Here is a 21,670-nt window from a genome sequence, read left to right as displayed (position 1 = left end):
CTGACGGCGGTAGCGCCATGCCGCGGAACGGATGAGTTGAGTAACCGAATGTTTCGTGCAGTGAGTGTCGCCGTTCTGCTGATGCTGACAGGTCTGGTCGGAGTGACCCATCAGACCCCCACGGCCAAGGCGTTCTCGCGCGACGGCCTGCCCGTGGAGTACCTCGACGTGTACTCGGCGGCGATGAGCCGCAATATCCGCGTGCAGTTTCAGACCGGAGCCGCTGGGCCGGCGACATCGGACCCCGGAGCAGACCCGGCCGCGCCCGCCCCGGCGCCCACCAAGGCCGTGTACCTCCTCGACGGTCTGCGCGCCCAGGACGACTACAGCGGCTGGGACATCAACACCCCGGCTTTCGAGTGGTTCTACGGCTCCGGTGTCTCGGTGGTGATGCCCGTCGGCGGGCAATCCAGTTTCTACTCCGACTGGTACAAGCCCTCCAGCTTCAACAAGCAGCCCTATACCTACAAGTGGGAGACATTCCTCACCAGCGAGCTGCCGCAGTGGCTGGCCGCCAACAAACAGGTCTCCACCGCCGGTAACGGCGTCGTCGGCCTGTCGATGTCCGGGGGCGCCGCGTTGATCCTGTCGGCCTACCACCCGCAGCAGTTCGTCTACGCCGCGTCGCTGTCGGGGTTCCTCAACCCCTCGGCACTGCTCATGCAGCAGGCCATCCGGGTGGCCATGCTCGACGCCGGCGGCTACAACGTCGACGACATGTGGGGCGCCCCGTGGGACTCGGCCTGGCAGCGCAACGATCCGGTCAAGCAGGCAGCTCTGATCGCCCGCAACGGCACCCGGCTGTGGATCTACTGTGCGCCGGGCGGACAGACCGACCTCGACCAGGGCGCCGACCCCGGTGTCGCGCTGAGCGCCACCAGCCTGGAGTCGATGGCGATCAAGAGCAACAAGGACTTCCAGGCCGCCTATACCGCCGCCGGAGGCGCCAATGCCACCTTCAATTTCCCGCCGACGGGCAACCACTCATGGCCCTATTGGGGAGCCCAGTTGGCAGCGCTGAAACCCGACCTCATCGCCACAATCAGCCGGTGATGAGACCGTCACGGCCAGATCTCAGAAGAGGAACGATCACAACACATGTGGTTGACTACCAGGGCACGGCTGCGTGGAACGCATGCGGTGCGGCACACACGAAAAGATGGGAAAAGTTGCATGAAGTTCGTTGAGAAGTTGCGCGGCGCGTGGCTACGCCGGCTGACGGTCGCAGCCGCGGCTGCCGCCGTGCTACCGGGCCTGATCGGCGTCGTCGGCGGCTCCGCAACGGCGGGAGCATTCTCCAAGCCGGGTCTTCCGGTGGAGTACCTCGATGTGCCGTCAGCAGGCATGGGACGAGACATTCGTGTCCAGTTCCAGAGCGGTGGCCCGGACTCTCCGGCGGTCTACCTGCTCGACGGTCTGCGCGCCCAGGACGACTTCAATGGCTGGGACATCAACACCCCCGCCTTCGAGTGGTACTACAACTCGGGCCTGTCGGTGATCATGCCCGTCGGTGGCCAGTCGAGCTTCTACTCCGACTGGTACAAGCCGGCGTGTGGCAAGGCCGGTTGCCAGACCTACAAGTGGGAGACCTTCCTGACCCAGGAGCTGCCCACCTGGTTGGCCGCCAACCGGCAGGTCAAGCCGACCGGCAGCGCTGCGGTCGGCCTGTCGATGGCCGGCTCGGCCGCACTGACCCTGGCGATCTACCACCCCGAGCAGTTCCCGTACGCGGCCGCACTGTCAGGCTTCCTGAACCTGTCCGAGGGCTGGTGGCCCTTCCTGGTCAACATCTCGATGGGTGACGCCGGCGGCTTCAAGGCCGACGACATGTGGGGCTCGACCGGTGACCCGAACAACGCATGGAAGCGCAACGACCCGTTGGTCAACATCAAGAAGCTGATCGACAACAACACGCGCATCTGGATCTACTGCGGCGACGGCAAGCCGTCGGACCTCGATGCCGGCACCAGCTCGGGCAACCTGTTCAACGCGAAGTTCCTGGAAGGTTTCACGCTGCGGACCAACAAGACCTTCCGCGACACCTACCTGGCTGACGGTGGCACCAACGGGGTGTTCAACTTCCCGGCCAACGGCACCCACCAGTGGAACTACTGGGGCCAGCAGCTCCAGCAGATGAAGCCCGACATCCAGCGCGTGCTCGGCGCGACGCCGACCGCCTGAATCGTCGAATAAGGCATGACCGACGGCGACGGCCCCCCGCGGGGTCGTCGCCGTCGGCGTCTGCCGGCCAAACGCCGGTCGGGTCGCACGTGGTTCACTACGCTTCGGGTTGGACGGGGCTGTTTGTCGGCGACGATGCGAGACGTGAGGTGACCATGAGGAGTTTGTCGGGTCTGTTCCGGGCCATGTGCGCTGCGGTTCTGGCGCTGGGCCTGTGGGGCGCTGCCGCCCCGACGGCCAAGGCCGCCGACGTCGAGTACCTGATGGTGCCGTCGCCGGCGATGGGCCGCGATATCCCGGTGGCGTTCCTGGCCGGCGGTCCGCACGCGGTGGTACTCCTCGACGCGTTCAACGCCGGCGACGGCGTCAGCAACTGGGTCACCGCTGGCAACGCGATGAACACCCTGGCGGGTAAGGGAATCTCGGTGGTCGCGCCGGCCAGCGGGGCATTCACGATGTACACCAACTGGGAGGCCGACGGCACCCGCCAGTGGGAGACCTTCCTGTCCGACGAGCTGCCCAACTGGCTGGCCGCCAACAAGGGCCTGGCACCCGGTGGGCATGCCATCGTCGGCGCCGCCCAGGGCGGAACCGGCGCCCTGATGGAAGCGACGTTTCACCCCGATCGGTACCGGTACGCCGGGTCGATGTCGGGCTTCCTGACCCCGTCGAACACCTTCCTCAATGGCGCGATCACCGCGGGCATGAACGAGTTCGGTGGCGTCAACACCCAGGCGATGTGGGGTGCCGCGCAGCTCGGCCGCTGGAAGTGGCACGACCCCGACGTGCACGCCCAGCTGCTCGTCGACAACAACACCCGGCTGTGGATCTTCAGCCCCCAGACGCTGACCTGCAGTGACGTCCCGGCGATGATCGGCTACTGCGACCAGGCTCAGGGCAGCAACCGCACCTTTTACGCCCATTACCGCTCGCTGGGCGGCCGCAACGGCCATTTCGACTTCCCGACGGGTGGCAACCACGACTGGGGCAACTGGTCGGCTCAGCTGGGTGCGATGGCCAACGACGTTGCGGCTGCTATCAAATAGGTCACAACTTGCCGACGAACCGTTAGGCATCCGCAATCTCGGCGAGCTCTGGGCGGAGTCGGGGCAGCCGGTAACGTGGAGGCGTGCAGCGCTCGGAAGCCCGTCTCGTCGGTGAAGCTGCCGGTGACACGCGACGGCTCACCGGTGCTGCCCGGCATGTCCTGCTGGTGGCTGGAGTCCTCGGTCCGGCGGCCTGGCTTGTTGTCGGCTGCAGCACCGGGGAAGACCTGGTGACCACGCCCGCGTCCGGGCAGTCGCCGACTGCCGCGCACGCCCCGGTACCGGCGGACGCCGACTTGACCGCCACCACGCTCAAGGTCACCCCGGCCCAGCGCGGCTTCCTCGACGCGCTCTCGGCAGCCGGTGTGCACGCCTCCAGCGAGCTGGAAGCTCTCAGCATCGGCTCACACGTGTGCCAGGCGCACGCCGCCGGCCAGAGCGACCAGGCGGTGTGGGACTACATCGCGCCGATGGTGCGCAGTGACGTCGCCGATGTTCCCACTGCGGCGTCGTCGAAGTCCGACGTGCAGACATCCGATCTGCGGGTCAGCGAGGCCACCGCCGATTACATCCGACTGGCCACCCAGCGGCTCTGCTAGCACCGAAGATCTGACAGGAAGATAAGCCCCTCTCGATGGCTCGAAACTCCCGGACAACTGCCCGGCGTAGGCGCCACCGCATCCTCGCCCTGATCGCGGCCGGTGCGATGGCGGTCGCTGTCGCCCTGGTCGTCGCGATCATCGTCATCGTCGTGCGGCGACCGGAATCCCCGCCGACAGCGATCCCTCCGACGGCGATCCCGCCGACCAGCACGCCCGGCGGCAAGAAGCCGCGGCCCGAATTCCAGGACGCCAGCTGCCCGGACGTCCAGCTGGTGGCCATCCCCGGCACCTGGGAGTCCTCGCCGACCGACGATCCGCTGAACCCGACGCAGTTCCCGATCGCGCTGCTGCGCAACGTCACCGGGCCGCTGCGCGACCAGTTCGGTGCCGACCGGGTGGAGATCTACACGGTTCCCTACACCGCCCAGTTCCACAATCCGTTGGCGGCCGACAAACAGATGTCTTACAACGACAGCCGAGCCGAAGGCACCCGGGCCGCGGTCAAGGCGATGACCGACATGAACAGCCGCTGCCCACTGACCAGTTACGTGATCGTCGGCTTCTCCCAGGGCGCCGTCATCGGCGGTGACATCGCCAGCGATATCGGCAACGGCCGCGGACCCGTCGACGAGGACCTGGTCCTCGGTGTGACGCTGATCGCCGACGGTCGCCGCCAGACCGGTGTGGGCCAGGACATCGGGCCCAACCCACCGGGCCAGGGCGCCGAGATCACCCTCGACGAGGTGCCGACCCTGTCGGCGCTGGGCCTGACGATGACCGGGGAGCGGCCGGGCGGCTTCGGGGCGCTGAACAACCGCACCAACGAGATCTGTGGACCCGGTGACCTGATCTGCGCGGCTCCGGAGCAGGCCTTCAACATCACGAACCTGCCGACGACCCTCGACGTGCTGGCCGGTGGGGCGGGCCAGCCGGTCCACGCGCTCTACAACACACCGGAGTTCTGGAACCTCGACGGCCAAACCGCCACGCAGTGGACACTGAACTGGGCACGCGACCTCATCGCGAACGCTCCGACACCCAAACACGGATGACGTAGCGGCACTGCGCGGCGATTTGGCCGCCGCCGCTACTACGCCTAACATTAAGAAGAAAATAAGAGCAGCAAGCGTCAATCGTCGGGCCGGAGGTATCAGACTCGGCGAGGACCGCGACGATCTCTGTACCATCTGTGAGGTTTGGGGTCCGCGACGCAGGGTGACCGGTGGCGCGAACGTCACGCGCGGCCACCGCAGGACCCGACACAGATGTGTTCCGACAGGAGAGTCGTATGCCGTTCCACAACCCGTTCATCAAGAACGGTCGGATCACCTTCCCCGAAGGTGCCAGTGTGGTCAAGCACGTCGAGCGCTGGGCGAAGGTTCGTGGTGACAAGCTCGCCTACCGCTTCCTGGACTTCTCGGTCGAACGTGACGGCGAGGTCAAGGAGCTGCGCTGGGCCGATTTCGGTGCCCGCAACCGCGCGGTGGCCGCTCGCCTGCAGCAGGTCACCCAGCCCGGCGACCGGGTGGCCATCCTGTGCCCGCAGAACCTCGAATACCTGGTCGCGTTTTTCGCCACCCTGTACTCCGGGCGTATCGCGGTCCCGCTGTTCGACCCGTCGGAGCCCGGCCACGTCGGCCGCCTGCACGCCGTCCTCGACGACTGCGGTGCCTCGGCGATCCTGACCACCACCGACGCCGCCGAGGGCGTCCGCAAGTTCTTCCGCACCCGGCCGGCCAAGGAACGCCCCCGCGTCATCGCCATCGACGCCGTGCCCGACGAGGTCGGCGCGACCTGGCAGCCCTTCGACGCGGTCGACGAGAACACCATCGCCTACCTGCAGTACACCTCGGGATCCACCCGGATTCCGACCGGTGTGCAGATCACCCACCTCAACCTGGCCACCAACGTCGTGCAGGTGATCGAGGCGCTGGAGGGCGAAGAAGGCGACCGAGGCGTCTCGTGGCTGCCGTTCTTCCACGACATGGGACTGGTGACGGCGCTGCTACCGGCCATGATCGGCCACTACTTCACCTTCATGACCCCCGCCGCGTTCGTCCGGCGGCCCGGCCGGTGGATCCGGGAGCTGGCCTACCGCGAGGGCGACACCGGCGGCACCATCTCGGTGGCGCCGAACTTCGCCTTCGACCACGCCGCCGCGCGCGGTGTGCCCCGCGACGACGAGGAGCCGCTGGACCTGTCCAAGGTCAAGGCGATCCTCAACGGCAGCGAGCCGATCTCCGCCGCCACCGTGCGGCGCTTCAACGAGGCGTTCGGCCCGTTCGGCTTCCAGCCCAAGGCGATCAAGCCGTCCTACGGTCTGGCCGAGGCCACCCTGTTCGTGTCGACGACGCCGTCGTCCGAGGAGCCGAAGATCGTCTCGGTCGACCGTGACGAACTCAACGCCGGGCGGTTCGTGTTGGTAGCCGATGACTCACCGAAGGCTGTGGCGCAGGCCTCCGCCGGCAAGGTGGGCGTCGCGGAGTGGGCGGTGATCGTCGACAACGACGCCGCCAGCGAGCTGCCCGACGGACAGATCGGCGAGATCTGGATCAGCGGCCAGAATATGGGCACCGGCTACTGGAACAAAGCCGAAGCGACGCAGGAGACGTTCAAGAACATCCTCAAGTCGCGGACCAGCCCCTCGCACGCCGAGGGTGCCGCAGACGAGGCGACCTGGGTGCGCACCGGCGATCTGGGTGCGTTCCACGAGGGCGATCTCTACATCACGGGCCGCGTCAAGGACCTGGTGATCGTCGACGGTCGCAACCACTACCCGCAGGACCTGGAGTACTCGGCGCAGGAGGCCACCAAGGCGGTGCGCACCGGTTTCGTCGCGGCGTTCTCGGTGCCGGCCAACCAGCTGCCCGACGACGTCTTCGACAACGCCCACGCCGGGCTCAAGCGCAACCCTGACGACAGCTCCGAGCAGCTGGTCATCGTCGCCGAGCGGGCCCCGGGCTCGCACAAGATGGAGATGGGGCCGATCACCGACGACATCCGCGCCGCCATCGCGGTGCGCCATGGCGTCACCGTCCGCGACGTGCTGCTCACGCCGGCGGGCGCGATCCCGCGGACCTCCAGCGGCAAGATCGGCCGCCGCGCCTGCCGCTCGGCGTACCTGGACGGCAGTCTGCGCAGCGGGAAGGTGGCCAATGCCTTCCCCGACGAATCGGAATAACGATCGAAGGAAGTTCGCAGTGGACAAGGGGGTGACCGGGTACGCGGAACACGCGTGGCTGGTCAGCCCCTTTGCGCGAGGTGAGGCCTGATGTCTGAATCACAACCGCCCGAAAACTCAGAGCTGCCCGAGGACATCACCCTCGCGCCCGAGGCGGAACTGACCCCCGCCCGCACCGACATGACGGTGGGGGAGATGCGCGAGTGGCTGCGCAACTGGGTCGCCAATGCCACCGGCCAGTCGCCGGATTCGATCGATGAGTCCACCGCCATGGTGGAGCTGGGGCTGTCCTCGCGCGATGCGGTGGCCATGGCCAGCGACATCGAGGACCTCACCGGTGTCACGCTGACCGCCACCGTGGCCTTCCGCCACCCGACCATCGAGTCGCTGGCGACGGTGATCGTCGAAGGCGAGCCCGAAGCGGAGCCCTACGACGAGGGCGAGGACTGGTCGCGCACCGCCGATGTCGAGGACATCGCGATCGTCGGCGTCGCCACCCGGTTCCCCGGCGACATGAATACCCCCGGCGAGATGTGGCAGGCGCTGTTGGAGGGCCGCGACGCGATCACCGACCTGCCGGAGGGACGCTGGTCGGAGTTCCTCGCCGAGCCGCGCATCGCCGCGCGGGTGGCGAAGGCGGCCACCCGCGGTGGCTATCTCAGCGACATCAAGGGCTTCGACGCCGAGTTCTTCGCACTGTCGAAGATGGAAGCCGACAATATCGACCCGCAGCAGCGGATGGCGCTCGAACTCACCTGGGAGGCGTTGGAGAACGCCCACATCCCCGCCTCGAGCCTGCGCGGCAGCAACGTCGCCGTGTACATCGGAGCCTCGAACAACGACTACCAGTTCCTGGCGGTGGCCGATCCGACCACCGCGCACCCGTACGCCATCACCGGCACGACGAGTTCGATCATCGCCAACCGGGTGTCGTACTTCTACGATTTCCGCGGCCCCTCAATGGCCATCGACACGGCCTGCTCCAGCTCGCTGGTCGCCGCCCACCAGGGGGTGCAGGCGTTGCGATCCGGCGAGGCCGACATGGCGGTGGTCGGTGGCGTCAACGCGATGATCACTCCGCTGGTGACGATCGGTTTCGACGAGGTCGGCGGCGTGCTTGCGCCCGATGGTCGGATCAAGTCGTTCTCGTCGGACGCCAACGGCTATTCGCGCTCCGAGGGCGGCGGCATGCTGCTGCTCAAGCGGCTGTCCGACGCCCGCCGCGACGGCGACGAGATCCTCGCGGTGATCGCCGGCAGCGCGATCAACCACGACGGCCGGTCCAACGGCATGCTCGCGCCGAATCCGGACGCCCAGGCCGACGTGCTGCGCAAGGCGTACAAGGATGCCGGCATCAGCCCGCGCAGCGTCGACTACATCGAGGCGCACGGCACCGGCACCATCCTGGGTGATCCGATGGAGGCCGACGCGCTGGGCCGGGTTGTCGGCAGAGGCCGCGCCGCCGAGCAGCCGGCGCTGCTCGGTGCGGTGAAGTCCAATGTCGGCCATCTGGAGTCGGCCGCCGGTGCGGCCAGCCTGGCCAAAGTCGCATTGTCGTTGAAAAACAACAAGATTCCGCCGTCGATCAACTATGCCGGTCCGAACCCGTACATCGATTTCGAGGCGGTCCGGCTGCGGGTGGTCGAGAAGGTCACCGATTGGCCGCGCTACAGCGGTCACGCGATCGCCGGTGTGTCCGGCTTCGGCTTCGGTGGGGCCAACGCCCACTTGGTGGTGCGTGAGGTACTGCCCGCCGACCTCGTGGAGCCGGAACCCGCCGCGGAATTGGTCGACGAGAAAACCGCCGCCGACGCCGACGCGGTCTACGTCGGCGGGATTCGGATGGACGAGTACGGCGAGTTCGTCGATGAGCCTCTCGGGCGAACAGCGTCTTACGACGACGAGTACAGCTCGGCCGCAGCCGAGGACGCCGAGTACGAGCCACTCGGTCTGACCGATCAGGCGCTGGAGCTGATCGAAGCGGCCCGCGCCGAATGGGAAGCCGTCGCTGACAAGCCGGCTCCTGTTGTGCCCCTTGCGGTTTCCGGATTCCTGACCTCGCGCAAGCGTGCGACGGCCGCGGAGCTGGCCGACTGGATCGACAGCCCCAAGGGTCGGGCGGCGTCCCTGGAGTCAATCGGGCGCTCGCTGTCGCGGCGCAACCACGGGCGCTCGCGCGCCGTGGTGATGGCGCACGACCACGACGAGGCGGTCAAGGGCCTTCGTGCGATCGCCGAAGGCAAGCAGAGCCCGCTGGTCTACAGCGCCGACGGTCCGGTCACCAACGGACCGGTGTGGGTGCTCGCCGGATTCGGTGCGCAGCACCGCAAGATGGGCAAGGAACTCTATGTCCGCAACCCTGTGTTCGCCGAGTGGATCAACAAGGTCGACTCGCTGATCCAGGACGAGCGTGGCTATTCGGTCGTCGAGCTGATCCTCGACGACGCGATCGACTACACCAACGAGACCTGCGAATACCCCATCGAAGTTGTCCAGACGGTGATCTTCGCCATCCAGATCGCGCTCGGTGAGCTGCTCAAGCATCACGGCGCGAAACCCGGTGCGGTAGTGGGTCAGTCGCTGGGCGAGGCGGCCGCCGCCTACTTCTCCGGCGGCCTGTCGCTGGCCGATGCCACCCGGACCATCTGTTCGCGTGCGCACCTCATGGGTGAGGGCGAGGCGATGCTGTTCGGCGAGTACATCCGGCTGATGGCGCTGGTGGAGTACTCGGCCGAGGAGATCAAGACCGTCTTCTCCGACTACCCCGATCTGGAGGTGTGCGTCTACGCCGCCCCCACCCAGACCGTCATCGGCGGTCCGCCCGAGCAGATCGACGCGATCGTCGCCCGTGCCGAGTCGGAGGGCAAGTTCGCCCGCAAGCTGCAGACCAAGGGTGCCAGCCACACTCAGCAGATGGATCCCCTGCTCGGTGAGCTGTCGGCCGAGATCCAGGGCATCGAGGCCCACCCGCTGCACACCGGCTACTTCTCGACGGTCCACGAGGGCAGCTACATCCGCCCCGGCGGCGAGCCGATCCACGATGTGGAGTACTGGAAGAAGGGGCTGCGGCACAGCGTCTACTTCACCCAGGGCATCCGCAACGCCGTCGACAACGGACACACCACGTTCCTGGAGCTGGCACCGAATCCGGTGGCGCTCATGCAGGTTGGGCTGACCACGGCCTCGGCCGGACTGCACGACGCGCAGCTGATCGCCACGCTCGCCCGTAAGCAGGACGAGGTCGAGTCCATGCTGGCGGCGATGGCTCAGCTCTACGTCTACGGCCACGATCTGGATGTCCGGACGCTGTTCGATTCGGGTTCGCGGCCGGCCGAGTACGCCGACATCCCACCGACCCGGTTCCGGCGCAAGGAACACTGGCTCAACGCGCAGTTCGCCGCTGACAGCGCGACCATGATCCCCGGAACCCACGTCGCGACCCCGGACGGCAGGCACATCTGGGAGTATGCTCCGCAGGGCCAGGCCGACCTGGCGGCCTTGGTGAAAGCCGCTGCCGCGCAGGTTCTTCCGGATGCCGCGTTGACCGCCTCCGAGCAGCGCGCGATACCCGGTGACGGTGCCCGGCTGGTGACGACGCTGACCCGCCATCCGGGCGGTGCGTCGGTGCAGGTGCATGCTCGTATCGATCAGTCGTTCACCCTGGTTTACGACGCCATCGTCACCCGCTCGGGTGCGTTGTCCGCCCTTCCGGCGGCCGTCGCGACCGGGGTCGCCGTTGCCACCCCGGTGACCGAGACGGTCGACGCGGCACCGGCCGAGGACGCCGAGATCCTGTCGGACAACCTCACCGCAGGTGCGGGGCTGGCCGCTGGGTTCGCCAAGTGGTCGCCGGAATCCGGTGAGACCGTCCATGATCGGCTCGCCGCGATCGTCGGTGGGGCGATGGGCTACGAGCCCGAGGACCTGCCGTGGGAGGTGCCGCTCATCGAGCTGGGCCTGGACTCGTTGATGGCGGTGCGGATCAAGAACCGGGTCGAGTACGACTTCGACCTGCCGCCGATCCAGCTGACCGCGGTCCGCGACGCCAACCTCTACGCCGTCGAGAAGCTGATCGAGTACGCCATCGAGCACCGCGACGAGGTCGACGAGCTCGCCGATACGCAGAAGGGCAAGACCGCCGAGCAGATCGCCGCCGAACAGGCCGAGCTCATGGGTGGTGCCACCACGGTCGCCGAGCTCGAGGCAAAGTTGGCCGAGGCAGGACACCCGATCGTCGCCGACCGCGATGCGGAAGCGGAGCCGGGGTCCAGCATCCCGGCGCCGCCCACCAACCCGGCCGGCCCCAATATCCCGCCGCCGCCCACCAACCCGGCGGGCCCGGCAGCTCCGGCCAAATCTGCTGCTGCCGCAGCTCCGGCCAAATCTGCTGCTGCCGCAGCGGCTGCCAAGGTCCTGACCCAGGAGGCCGTCACCGAAGCGTTGGGCGCCGATGTCCCCCCGCGCGAAGCGGCCGAGCGCGTCACGTTCGCGACGTGGGCGATCGTGACCGGCAAGTCGCCCGGCGGCATCTTCAACGAGCTGCCCGCAGTCGACGACGCAACGGCGGCGAAGCTGGCCGAGCGGCTCTCCGAGCGTGCCGAGGGCACCATCACCGTCGACGACGTCAGGTCCGCCAAGACCATCGAGCAACTCGCCACCACAGTGCGGGAGTTCCTCGAGGCCGGTGAACTCGACGGCTTCGTACGCACCATCCGGGCCAGGCCCGAAGGGTCGACGCGGGTCCCGGTGTTCGTGTTCCACCCCGCCGGCGGGTCGACCGTCGTCTACGAGCCGCTACTCAAGCGCCTTCCCGCCGACACCCCGATGTACGGCCTCGAGCGCGTCGAGGGCTCCGTCGAGGACAGAGCCGCGGCGTACCTGCCGAAGCTCATGGAGATCCAGGGCGACGGCCCCTACATCCTGGTGGGCTGGTCGCTGGGCGGTGCCCTGGCCTACGCCTGCGCGATCGGGCTGAAGCGCGCCGGCGCCGACGTTCGGTTCGTCGGCCTGATCGACATGGTGCGCCCGGGCGAGGAGATCCCCCAGACTCAGGAAGAGACCCGGGCGAGGTGGGATCGCTATGCCCTGTTCGCCCAGCGCACCTTCAATGTGGAGATCCCGCCGATCCCGTACGAGCAGCTCGAGGAGCTCGACGACGAGGGTCAGGTCAGGTTCATCCTCGACGCGATCAAGGAAGCCGGCGTCGAGATCCCCGGTGGTGTCATCGAGCATCAGCGCACGTCCTACCTGGACAACCGTCTGCTCGAGACTGCGGAGATCCTGCCCTACGACGGGCACGTCACCCTGTACATGGCCGATCGCTACCACGACGACGCCATCTTCTTCGAGCCGCGCTATGCCATCCGCCAACCAGACGGTGGCTGGGGCGAATTCGTCGAGGACCTCGAGGTGGTGCCGATCGGCGGTGAGCACATCCAGGCGATCGACGAGCCGTACATCGCCAAGGTCGGTGCCCACATGAGCGAGGCCATCAGCCGTATCGAGAACGAAGCGATCCACCACACCGCCGAGGGGAACGAGGCCAAGTGACTGCCAGTACCACTGCCGAGAAGCTTGCCGCGCTCCGCGAAAAGCTGGAGCTGGCCAAGGAGCCCGGCGGTGCGAAGGCCGCGGCCAAGCGCGACGCCAAGGGGATCCCGAGCCCGCGGGCACGCATCCATTCGCTGCTCGACCCGGGCACGTTCTTCGAGATCGGCGCGTTGGCCCGCACCCCGGGGGACCCCAACGCACTCTTCGGCGACGGCGTGGTCACCGGGCACGGCACCATCAACGGCCGCCCGGTCGGGGTGTTCAGCCACGACCAGACGGTGTTCGGCGGCTCGGTGGGAGAGATGTTCGGCCGCAAGGTGTCTCGGCTGATGGAGTGGGTGGCCATGGTCGGCTGCCCGATCATCGGCATCAACGACTCCGGCGGTGCCCGCATTCAGGACCTGGCCACCTCGCTGGCCTGGTACGCCGAGCTGGGTCGACGCCACGAGCTGTTGAGTGGTTTGGTTCCCCAGATCTCGATCATCCTGGGCAAGTGCGCCGGCGGCGCGGTCTACTCGCCGATCCAGACCGACCTGATCGTCGCCGTGCGCGACCAGGGGTACATGTTCGTCACCGGACCCGATGTGATCAAGGACGTCACCGGCGAAGAGGTCAGCCTCGACGAGCTCGGCGGCGCCGACGCCCAGGCCAAGTACGGCAACATCCACCAGGTGGTCGACTCCGAGAAGGACGCCTTCGCCTACGTTCGCGATTACCTGGAGTTCTTGCCCGCCAACACTTTCGACGATCCCCCGATCATCAACCCCGGCCTCGAGCCCGAGATCACGCCGCATGATCTGGAACTGGACAGCATCGTCCCCGATGCCGACAACATCGCCTACGACATGCACGAGATCCTGTTGCGGATCTTTGACGACGGCGACTTCCTCGAGGTCGCCGCGCAGGCCGGCCAGGCGATCATCACCGGGTATGCCCGGGTCGACGGCCGCCCGGTCGGGGTGATCGCCAACCAGCCGATGCACATGTCCGGCGCCATCGACAACGAGGCCTCCGACAAGGCGGCCCGCTTCGTCCGGTTCTGCGATTCGTTCAACGTGCCCCTGGTGTTCGTGGTCGACACTCCGGGCTTCCTTCCCGGCGTCGAGCAGGAAAAGAACGGGATCATCAAGCGCGGCGGCCGGTTCCTGTACTCCGTCGTCGAGGCCGACGTGCCGAAGGTGACGATCACCATCCGCAAGTCCTACGGCGGTGCGTACGCGGTGATGGGCTCCAAGCAGCTGACCTCTGACTTCAACTTCCTGTGGCCCACAGCCCGCATCGCCGTCATCGGCGCCGAGGGCGCGGCCCAGTTGATCGTCAAGCGGTTCCCCGACCCAAACGCCCCCGAGGTGCAGGAGATCCGTCGCCAGTTCATCGAGGGCTACAACCGCGATATGGCGACGCCCTACGTCGCGGCCGAGCGTGGTTATGTCGACGCGGTGATCGAGCCGCACGAGACGCGGCTCAAGCTGCGCAGCGCCATGCGGATCCTTCGGGACAAGCAAATCCAGCGCGTGCAGCGTAAGCACGGCCTCATCCCGATCTAAGCGCCGGTCACCTTTTTGCGGCCAGGCTCGTCGTAGGTCACCACGATGGCCTCGGCCGCAGTGTCGCCGACCTGCCGGAGTTTGTGCGGTTGTGCGGCGTCGAAGTACGCGCAGTCGCCGGTGTGCAAGGTGGTGATGTCGTCACCGTACTTGAGTTCGATCGTGCCGGCGTGGACGAAGAGAAACTCCTGGCCGGGGTGATCGAAATGCACGTGGGTACCGAACTGTCGTCCCGGCCGCACCACGAACGGTGACATGGCCTTGCCGAGCATTCCCGATGCAACTGGGTGGTGTCTGGCCGAAGTACGCTCCGTGGCGCGTTCGATCGTCAGGGCAGCGGCTCGGGGGTCGTCGGAGAACAGCTGTGCCACATCGACATCTAGTGCCCTGGCTACTTTCATGGCGGCGGCGATGGACGGCGTGCTCTGCCCCCGTTCCACTTTGGACAGGTAGCTCTTCGTCAATCCGGTCGCCGACGCGAGCTCGTCCAGGGTGAGCCCCCGGCGCTGCCGGACAGCCCGCACCAATTGCGCCATGGCCACACCACCTTTCGGCGACCAGTTTACGTGATTGACGCTAGGACACAAAGTGTCATATCGTGCACAGGGTGTTTATCGCCGCGAAAGGAATGTGATCGTGACTACCACTCTCAATGATTCCAAGCCCGAGCTGATGCGCCGTGCGCTCAATGCGCTGTCGCAGCACGTCAAGGATTCTGAGCTGACGACCAGGCAGAAGCTCGCCCTGACGTGCCGCGCTCTGTTCGACGCCGGGCATGACTCCGGGCTTGCCGGACAGATCACGGCGCGAGCTGACGAGCCCGGAACCTACTACACCCAGCGACTCGGGCTGGCCTTCGACGAGATCACCGAAGACAACCTGCTCCTCGTGGACGAGGATCTGCGCGTCCTAGCGGGTGAAGGAATGGCCAACCCGGCCAATCGCTTTCACTCGTGGATCTACCGTGCGCGGTCCGACGTGAGCTGTATCGTGCACACCCACCCGCTCCATGTCGCGGCGCTGTCGATGCTGGAGGTCCCACTTGCCGTGTCGCACATGGATATTGCGCCCCTCTACGACGACTGCGCCTTTCTGCCGGACTGGCCCGGGGTTCCGGTGGGCAACGAGGAGGGGGAGATCATCACCGCCGCGCTCGGCGACAAGAAGGCTGTGCTGCTCGCCCATCACGGCCATGTCGTGGCGGGCGCTTCCATCGAGGAGGCGTGCTCGCTGGCGATGCTCATCGAACGTGCGGCCAGGCTGCAGCTGTTGGCGATGTCGGCCGGCACCATCGCCGAACTGCCGCCCCGACTGGCGCGCGAGGCCCATGACTGGACGCTGACCCCCAAGCGCAGCCAGGCCAACTTCGCCTACTACGCCCGCAAGGCGCTGCGGCGTCACCCCGACGCGCTGACCTCCTAAACCCAAACCCGCATCCTGGAAGGAACTCCCCACATCATGACCACTGCACCCGACATCCACGGGATCATCGCCTACCCAGTCACTCCGTTCACCGCCGACGGCGCCACGGTGGACACCGGCAAACTCGCCGCACTCGTCGACGCGCTTGTCGACAGCGGTGTGCATGCCATCGCCCCGCTCGGCAGCACCGGTGAAACGGCCTACCTCACCGAAGCGGAATTCGATTCCGTCGTCGACACCACCGTCGGTGTCGTCGACCGGCGGATTCCGGTGATCGTCGGCGCGTCGGATCTCACGACGGCCAACACCGTCCGGCGGGCCCGTCATGCCGAAGCGGCCGGTGCCGACGCGGTGATGATTCTGCCGGTCTCGTATTGGACGCTGTCCGAGCGCGAGATCAGCAGGCACTACGCCACGATCGGCGCAGCGGTCGGGATCCCGGTCATGGCCTACAACAATCCCGCCACCAGCGGCATCGACATGCGCCCGGAGTTGCTCGTGCAGATGTTCGCCGACATCGAGAACCTGACCATGGTCAAGGAGTCGACGGGTGACCTCGGGCGGATGTTGCGCATCCACGAGCTGTCCGGCGGTGCGCTGCCGTTCTACAACGGCAGCAATCCGCTGGTCCTCGATGCGCTCACCGCCGGTGCGGCGGGATGGTGCACCGCGGCGCCGAACCTGCGGCCCCAGCCGTGCCTCGACCTCTACCAGGCTGTGCGGGGCGGCGACCTGCAGCGCGCCCGGCTGATCTACGAGGATCTCGCCCCGCTGCTGCGCTTCATCGTGAGCGGGGGTCTGCCCACCACGGTGAAGGCCGGGCTGGAGCTGCTCGGTCGCGGCGTCGGAGAGCCGCGGCTGCCGCTGCTGCCGCTGGCAGCGGACGACCTGGAGGTGTTGAAAGGCATCCTCGCCTCGGCCTGACCCAGTTATCCCCAGGGTTACTCACACCTGTGTAATTCGGCCCGGTGAGCGTGGCCGACCGTCGGGCCGGTCGGCTAGCAGCGGGCCTCCACCCGCAGCACCGCCGCCCCGTGCGGCGCCACCCGCCCTGCGATCAGCTCGCCGGTGGAAGTGGTGTCGGTGTGGGTCCACACGTCGCGCACGGCGTAACACCGCGCGGCGGGCAGACCCACCGCCGTCGCCGTGGTGGCGATCGCGGTGGGCTGTGAATCCGGATTGACCAGCGCGACCGCCACCGCGCCGTCGGCCAGGGGTTTGACCATCACTCTGGGATCACCGGCGAGCGGCCGGGCCTGGCGGATCAGCGGATCCTGGTCGATCGCGACGATCTCGGGGTTGATCAGGATGTCGCGGGTTTGTGCCGACATCGACCGAACATCGTTGCCCGCCAACAGCGGTGCGGCCATCATCGCCCACAGTGAGACGTGGGTGCGCTGCTCGTCGACGGTCATGCTGGGGCGCTGGTCACCCCCCAGCGAATCGGCCATGCTCGGGTGTCCGGCAAGGAAGGCGGGCCAGGAGATCCCGGCGACCAGCATGTCGGGATCGTTGAAGTAGCCGGGCCGGCTGCGCGACGCCAGCGGGGTGGCCGCGTCCAGCTGCTCGCGCACCCCAAAAGCGGCCTGGATCGACGCAAACTCGTTGTGCCACAGGGGAACCAGGTCGACGGTGTTGCGCGCCATGTCGGCGATCGGCGACCAGTCGTAGCCCGCCCCAGCTCCAGGATTGTCCGAGGTGTTCGGGTTGATGCTGTAGAAGATGGGCCTGCCCGTTGCCCGCAGCGCGTCCCGCATTGCGGTGAAGCGGGCGATCTCATGGGATCGGTCCGAATCGGTACTGCACCAATCGTATTTCAGATAGTCGACACCCCATCCGGCGAACGTCGCCGCGTCAGCTGACTCGTGGCCGGCGCTGGCGTTCGGCTCGCCGATCCCGCACAGTTCGTAGCTCGGACTGGCGTAGAGCCCCAGCAGCATCCCGTGGTCGTGGGCGTACCGCGCGACGGCGGCGATGCCACCGGGGAAGCGGTCCGGATCCGCCTGGAGATTGCCGTCGGCGTCCCGATCGGCGGCGGCCCAGCCGGCGTCGAGATTCACGTAGCGGTAGCCGGCGTCGCGCATCCCGGAGGAGACCATCGCGTCGATGGTCTGCTCGACGGTCTGTTCGGTCAGCGGGATGCCGGAGTTCCACGAGTTCCAGCCCATCGGAGGGGTGGCGGGCGGGGCCACCTCGGGGGGCACGTGGTGCGCCGAGCAGGCGGGGCTCGCGGCAAGGATGGCCAGCGAGCCGAGCAGCAGCCAGAGTCGGCGCACCGGTGTCGTCTCCTCGCTCAAGCCGCCCGTTGGTGGGCCAAGTTTAGGTCGAAGTGCTCGCGGGCACGGTCGACGAGGCGCTCGAGCTGCCTCGGATCGGAGGCCTCGGCGGCCACCAGCAGCACGCGGTCGCTGCTGTGGCCGTGGGCGATTCGGACCAGGGCACCGGCGTGCTTGTCACTGGCCACGACGCGGTAGCCGGCGTACAACAGGGCCGATGCCAACGTGAAGCCGCGGTCGGTCCCGGCGCCCAGGACCACGATTACCGGACTGCTCTGTGCTGGGTTGCCCGCCGTGAATGCCATGTCACCAGTCAACGGACGCGACGTGAGCGGCCGCTTTGGCGATGCTACGAATTCGCGGTGTGGGTGTCCGTAAACTCGGCCGCGACCGGGCCAGCAGAGGAGCACGCACATGAGTGATACCGACATCGACGCGGTCCGCACCGCCGGGGCTGGCATCGGCGAGGCGGTCTCCATTTTCATGCTCTGTCCGGAGACCTCCCGCAAGGGCCTCGCCGCCGGTTACCCGGATCCGTTCGCGGCGTACTTCGCCGGCCGGGGCGGCGTGCTGGGCGACACCAACGCAACGACGGTGAATGCGGTGTTCGCGGTGTTCGAGCCGAACGTCGTCCAGGCCTGTTGGACGAACGGCGTCGCGGTACACGACGCGGCCACCAGCGCCGGCATCTACTGGGATCAGGCCGCCGAGTTTGGACGGACCTACCTGGCCGGCGCGGACGGTGTCGGGCGCATCGCCGAGCTCGGCGAGAAGGTGATCGCCGCGGCGCCCGAGGCCGGTCTTCCGCTGTATGCCGGCTGGCGCGCCATGCCGTTGGCCGACGATGCCGAGGCCCGCGCGTTCCAGGTGATGTTCGTGCTGCGGGAGTTGCGCGCCGCGGTGCACTTCGCCGCCTTGGCGCTGTCCGGGCTCAGCCCGGTCGAGGCGCATCTGCTCAACAAGGGGCCGGGTTACGCCGCGTTCATGGGCTGGCAGCCGCCGTATCCGGATTCCGCCGACGACGCCAAGGACCGCTACGACGAGGCTGAGGTGCTGACCAACAGGCGGATGGCGGAGATCATCGCCTCCGCCTTGACATCCGCGGAGGCCGACGAACTCGCCGCTCTGGCCGCGGGTGCGCTGGCCGTGTTGAAGGACGTCGTCCCCGCCACATAGGAGTTATCGGATCAGCGCGATTCTGGTCGCGCACCGAAGGTGACCGGGCTCACAGGGCGGTTGCCCGTCGTGTCTGAGCCCTGGGTAAATCCCCAGTTGGCAACCACTTTCGCCACGCCTGGCCGCCCGCATCCGCGACGTCCTAGCGCTGAGGTAGGCCTACCGCGACGGTTGCCGATGTGGCAATGTCCGGGTACCAATGCTCACAGCTCATTGCCAGAAACTATTCAGCTAGGGAGAACATGAAGGTTATCGGTCGGTTGCTGGTGGCGATGATCGCTGCAGTCGCGGCGTTGTTCGTCGGGACAGGTACCTCGCACGCAGGTTTGGATAATGAGCTGAGTTTGGTCGACGGCGGTGGCCGCACGATGACGATTCAGCAGTGGGACACCTTCCTCAACGGGGTGTTCCCGCTGGACCGCAACCGGCTGACTCGCGAGTGGTTCCACTCCGGCAAGGCCGTCTACAGCGTCGTCGGCCCGGGTGCCGACGAGTTCGCGGGCACGTTGGAGCTGGGCTACCAGGTCGGCTTCCCGTGGTCGCTGGGTGTGGGCATCAACTTCAGCTACACCACCCCCAACATCCTGCTCGACGACGCCGACATCTCCCCGACGGGCTTCAACCCGCTGGGCTCGGTCATCACCCCGAACCTGTTCCCGGGTGTGTCGATCAGCGCCGACCTGGGCAACGGCCCCGGCATCCAGGAAGTCGCCACCTTCTCCGTCGACGTCTCGGGCCCCAACGGCTCGGTGGCGGTGGCCAACGCCCACGGCACCGTTACCGGTGCGGCCGGCGGCGTGCTGCTGCGCCCGTTCGCCCGGCTGATCTCTAAGGCCGGCGACAGCGTCACCACCTACGGCGAACCCTGGAACATGAACTGATCCCGGCCGGGGCCCTTCGGCTCGATATCGACACCTTCGACCCTTAAGATGCCCCAATGCCGTTAGCTGACGGCCAGGTTGTCGCTGGTTACACCATTTTGCGGACGCTCGGGGCGGGTGGCATGGGCGAGGTCTACCTCGTCCAGCATCCCCGCTTGCCCCGGCTCGACGCGTTGAAGGTGCTCGGTGCCGCGGTCAGTGGTGACGACGAATACCGGCAGCGGTTCGGACTGGAAGCCGACATCGTGGCGACCCTGTCCCATCCGCACATCGTGACCATCTATGACCGCGGCGAGTTCGACGACAAGCTGTGGATCGCGATGGAGTACATCGACGGCACCGACGCGTCCAATCTGCTCGCCGAGCACTACCCCTACGGAATGCCTCCCGACGAAGTGGTGCGGATCGTGTCCGGCATCGCCGAAGCGCTGGACTATGCCCACGGGCGAGGCTTGATGCACCGTGACATCAAACCGGCGAACATCCTGCTGGGGCACCCCGGAACCGGCGACGAACGGGTCATGCTCGCCGACTTCGGCATCGCCCGCTGGATGGGTCAGTCCAGCGGGTTGACCGGGACCAACATGACGGTCGGCACGGTCGCCTACGCCGCACCCGAGCAACTCAAGGGTGAGGACATCGACGGGCACGCCGATCAGTACGCGCTCGCGGCGACCGCCTATCACCTGTTGACCGGCATGCCACCGTTTCAGCACACCAACCCCGCCATCGTGATCAGCCAGCACCTGAGTTCGGAGCCGCCCGCCATCGGGGCGAAGCGTCCCGAATTGGCCTGCTTGGCACCGGTTTTCACGAAGGCGCTGGCCAAGGATGCGCGCGGCCGTTACGAGCGTTGCGTCGATTTCGCGCGGGCGCTGGAGCGCGGCCTTGGCGTCGCCGCGCGTGACGTCGGGGTCACTGCGGCGGCTCCGGTGGCGGCAGGAGTGGCGAAGGCGCCGATGCGGGCCCGTCACGCCAAGCCCGAGTCTGTGAGGTCGCGCCGCCGCTTGCTCGTCCCGGCGATCCTCGGTGCTCTGGTGGTCATCGGCGGGGCCGCAGCCGGTGTTTTCCTGCTGTTGGGCCACCGCGGTGTGCATGCCACCGCGGCGGGGCCGCACTCGGCCCCGCCACCGCCCGCTGTGGCGGGCCGAATGGACCTTCCGGTGGTGGTGATCGGCGCCAACTGTGCGGTGCTGGGTGCGGCGGCGGTCAGCGAAACCGGTGCGCCGGCCTACTGCGCGCACGCCATGCCCGCGGCGCAGACGACCGTCTGGTCGCTGCAGCCCGAGCAGCTGCGTGCCGATCAGCAACCGACCGCCGCCACACCTGGTTAGCCGCCATTTACAGCGGGATCCACTGGCCCAGGAACCAGAAGCCCCAGCCGTGACCGTTGCCGGCCGGCATGGGCTGCACCCACTGCCCGTTGTAGTTGAACGGCTGGTGGTCCTGACGGCCCTGGTTCATGCCGCGGTTCTGCCAGTCGACCGGGCCGTTGTTGGGGCCGTTGTTGGGACCGTTGTTGGGGCCGTTGTTGGGGCCCTGCTGGCACGTCGGAGCGTTCGGTCCCCCACATGGTTGCCCGGGATTGGCGTTCGCGTTGCCGATTCCCAGCCCGAACAGCCCGGCGGCACCGACACCCGCCGCCACTGTCGCGCCGTACACCATACGTCTGAGGTTCATCGTCGTCTCCGTTTCGCTTGCTGCGTGCGTCCCGTCCTATGGGACCTTCGTTCGTCAACAACGCTACGAACCGTTGATTTGTGCTGGCTGTGACCGGCGTTGGCGCACACTGGGGGTCCGATAACAGA

Annotated in this window: 17 protein-coding genes; 13 read left to right on the top strand and 4 right to left on the bottom strand. The window is 67.3% G+C overall.

Annotated elements, in window-relative coordinates; genetic code table 11:
• The first annotated feature begins 81 nt into the window (after positions 1–81).
• The 8 genes from ACXDF8_RS00690 (at position 82) to ACXDF8_RS00655 (ending at position 14,107) form a co-directional block, all read left to right on the top strand.
• Positions 82–1,053, top strand: a complete 972-nt coding sequence (locus tag ACXDF8_RS00690; protein WP_457221689.1) for an alpha/beta hydrolase — start codon at positions 82–84, stop codon at positions 1,051–1,053.
• Positions 1,054–1,173: 120 nt separating this feature from the next.
• Positions 1,174–2,181, top strand: coding sequence for an esterase family protein (locus ACXDF8_RS00685; RefSeq protein ID WP_457221322.1), 1,008 nt, complete (start codon positions 1,174–1,176; stop codon positions 2,179–2,181).
• Positions 2,182–2,336: 155 nt separating this feature from the next.
• Entirely contained in the window at positions 2,337–3,227 is an 891-nt protein-coding gene (locus ACXDF8_RS00680; protein WP_457221321.1) for an alpha/beta hydrolase-fold protein, read from the top strand.
• A gap of 83 nt (positions 3,228–3,310) precedes the next feature.
• A complete protein-coding gene (locus ACXDF8_RS00675; protein WP_457221320.1) occupies positions 3,311–3,826 on the top strand; it encodes a DUF732 domain-containing protein in 516 nt (171 codons plus the stop codon).
• Positions 3,827–3,861: 35 nt separating this feature from the next.
• A complete protein-coding gene (gene culp6 / locus ACXDF8_RS00670; RefSeq protein WP_457221319.1) occupies positions 3,862–4,881 on the top strand; it encodes a carboxylesterase Culp6 in 1,020 nt (339 codons plus the stop codon).
• Positions 4,882–5,117: 236 nt separating this feature from the next.
• Entirely contained in the window at positions 5,118–7,010 is a 1,893-nt protein-coding gene (gene fadD32 / locus ACXDF8_RS00665; protein ID WP_457221318.1) for a long-chain-fatty-acid--AMP ligase FadD32, read from the top strand.
• Positions 7,011–7,100: 90 nt separating this feature from the next.
• On the top strand, positions 7,101–12,560 hold the full coding sequence (gene pks13 / locus ACXDF8_RS00660) for a polyketide synthase Pks13 (RefSeq protein WP_457221317.1): 5,460 nt from the start codon (positions 7,101–7,103) through the stop codon (positions 12,558–12,560).
• A complete protein-coding gene (locus tag ACXDF8_RS00655) occupies positions 12,557–14,107 on the top strand; it encodes an acyl-CoA carboxylase subunit beta (protein WP_457221316.1) in 1,551 nt (516 codons plus the stop codon). Before pks13 ends, ACXDF8_RS00655 begins: the two co-directional genes overlap by 4 nt.
• On the opposite strand, the gene ACXDF8_RS00650 is transcribed toward ACXDF8_RS00655, so the two are convergent.
• A complete protein-coding gene (locus ACXDF8_RS00650; protein ID WP_457221315.1) occupies positions 14,104–14,643 on the bottom strand; it encodes a helix-turn-helix domain-containing protein in 540 nt (179 codons plus the stop codon). The genes ACXDF8_RS00655 and ACXDF8_RS00650 overlap by 4 nt on opposite strands.
• Positions 14,644–14,743: 100 nt before the next feature.
• On the opposite strand from ACXDF8_RS00650, the gene ACXDF8_RS00645 reads away from it, so the two are divergent.
• Together ACXDF8_RS00645 and ACXDF8_RS00640 are read left to right on the top strand one after the other, a co-directional pair.
• Positions 14,744–15,529 carry an aldolase gene (locus tag ACXDF8_RS00645; RefSeq protein WP_457221314.1) on the top strand — a complete coding sequence of 262 codons (786 nt, stop codon included), beginning with the start codon at positions 14,744–14,746 and terminating at the stop codon, positions 15,527–15,529.
• A gap of 36 nt (positions 15,530–15,565) precedes the next feature.
• Positions 15,566–16,453: a dihydrodipicolinate synthase family protein gene (locus tag ACXDF8_RS00640; protein WP_457221313.1), complete on the top strand. Its 888-nt coding sequence runs from the start codon at positions 15,566–15,568 to the stop codon at positions 16,451–16,453.
• Between the two features lie 74 nt (positions 16,454–16,527).
• Here ACXDF8_RS00640 and ACXDF8_RS00635 read toward each other — a convergent pair whose 3' ends face one another.
• Complete coding sequence (locus tag ACXDF8_RS00635) at positions 16,528–17,826, bottom strand: glycoside hydrolase family 27 protein (RefSeq protein WP_457221312.1); 1,299 nt, start codon at positions 17,824–17,826, stop codon at positions 16,528–16,530.
• Complete coding sequence (locus ACXDF8_RS00630) at positions 17,823–18,110, bottom strand: SDR family oxidoreductase (RefSeq protein ID WP_457221311.1); 288 nt, start codon at positions 18,108–18,110, stop codon at positions 17,823–17,825. The genes ACXDF8_RS00635 and ACXDF8_RS00630 overlap by 4 nt, the downstream gene beginning before the upstream one ends.
• Before the next feature lie 109 nt (positions 18,111–18,219).
• On the opposite strand from ACXDF8_RS00630, the gene ACXDF8_RS00625 reads away from it, so the two are divergent.
• The 3 genes from ACXDF8_RS00625 (at position 18,220) to ACXDF8_RS00615 (ending at position 21,196) form a co-directional block, all read left to right on the top strand.
• The gene (locus ACXDF8_RS00625; RefSeq protein WP_457221310.1) at positions 18,220–18,981 is read left to right on the top strand and encodes an SCO6745 family protein; all 762 of its coding nucleotides are present in this window, start codon (positions 18,220–18,222) and stop codon (positions 18,979–18,981) included.
• A 242-nt stretch (positions 18,982–19,223) separates the two neighbouring features.
• A complete protein-coding gene (locus ACXDF8_RS00620; protein WP_457221309.1) occupies positions 19,224–19,862 on the top strand; it encodes a porin MspA in 639 nt (212 codons plus the stop codon).
• A gap of 56 nt (positions 19,863–19,918) precedes the next feature.
• On the top strand, positions 19,919–21,196 hold the full coding sequence (locus tag ACXDF8_RS00615) for a serine/threonine-protein kinase (RefSeq protein WP_457221308.1): 1,278 nt from the start codon (positions 19,919–19,921) through the stop codon (positions 21,194–21,196).
• A gap of 7 nt (positions 21,197–21,203) precedes the next feature.
• Here the strand turns inward: ACXDF8_RS00615 and ACXDF8_RS00610 are convergent, their stop codons facing one another.
• On the bottom strand, positions 21,204–21,542 hold the full coding sequence (locus tag ACXDF8_RS00610; RefSeq protein ID WP_457221307.1) for a hypothetical protein: 339 nt from the start codon (positions 21,540–21,542) through the stop codon (positions 21,204–21,206).
• Between the last annotated feature and the right edge of the window lie 128 nt (positions 21,543–21,670).

It is taken from the genome of Mycolicibacterium sp. CBM1 (assembly GCF_054073305.1).
Note: the sequence above shows the minus strand (reverse complement) of the source record. Positions and strands in the feature narration are given on the sequence as shown.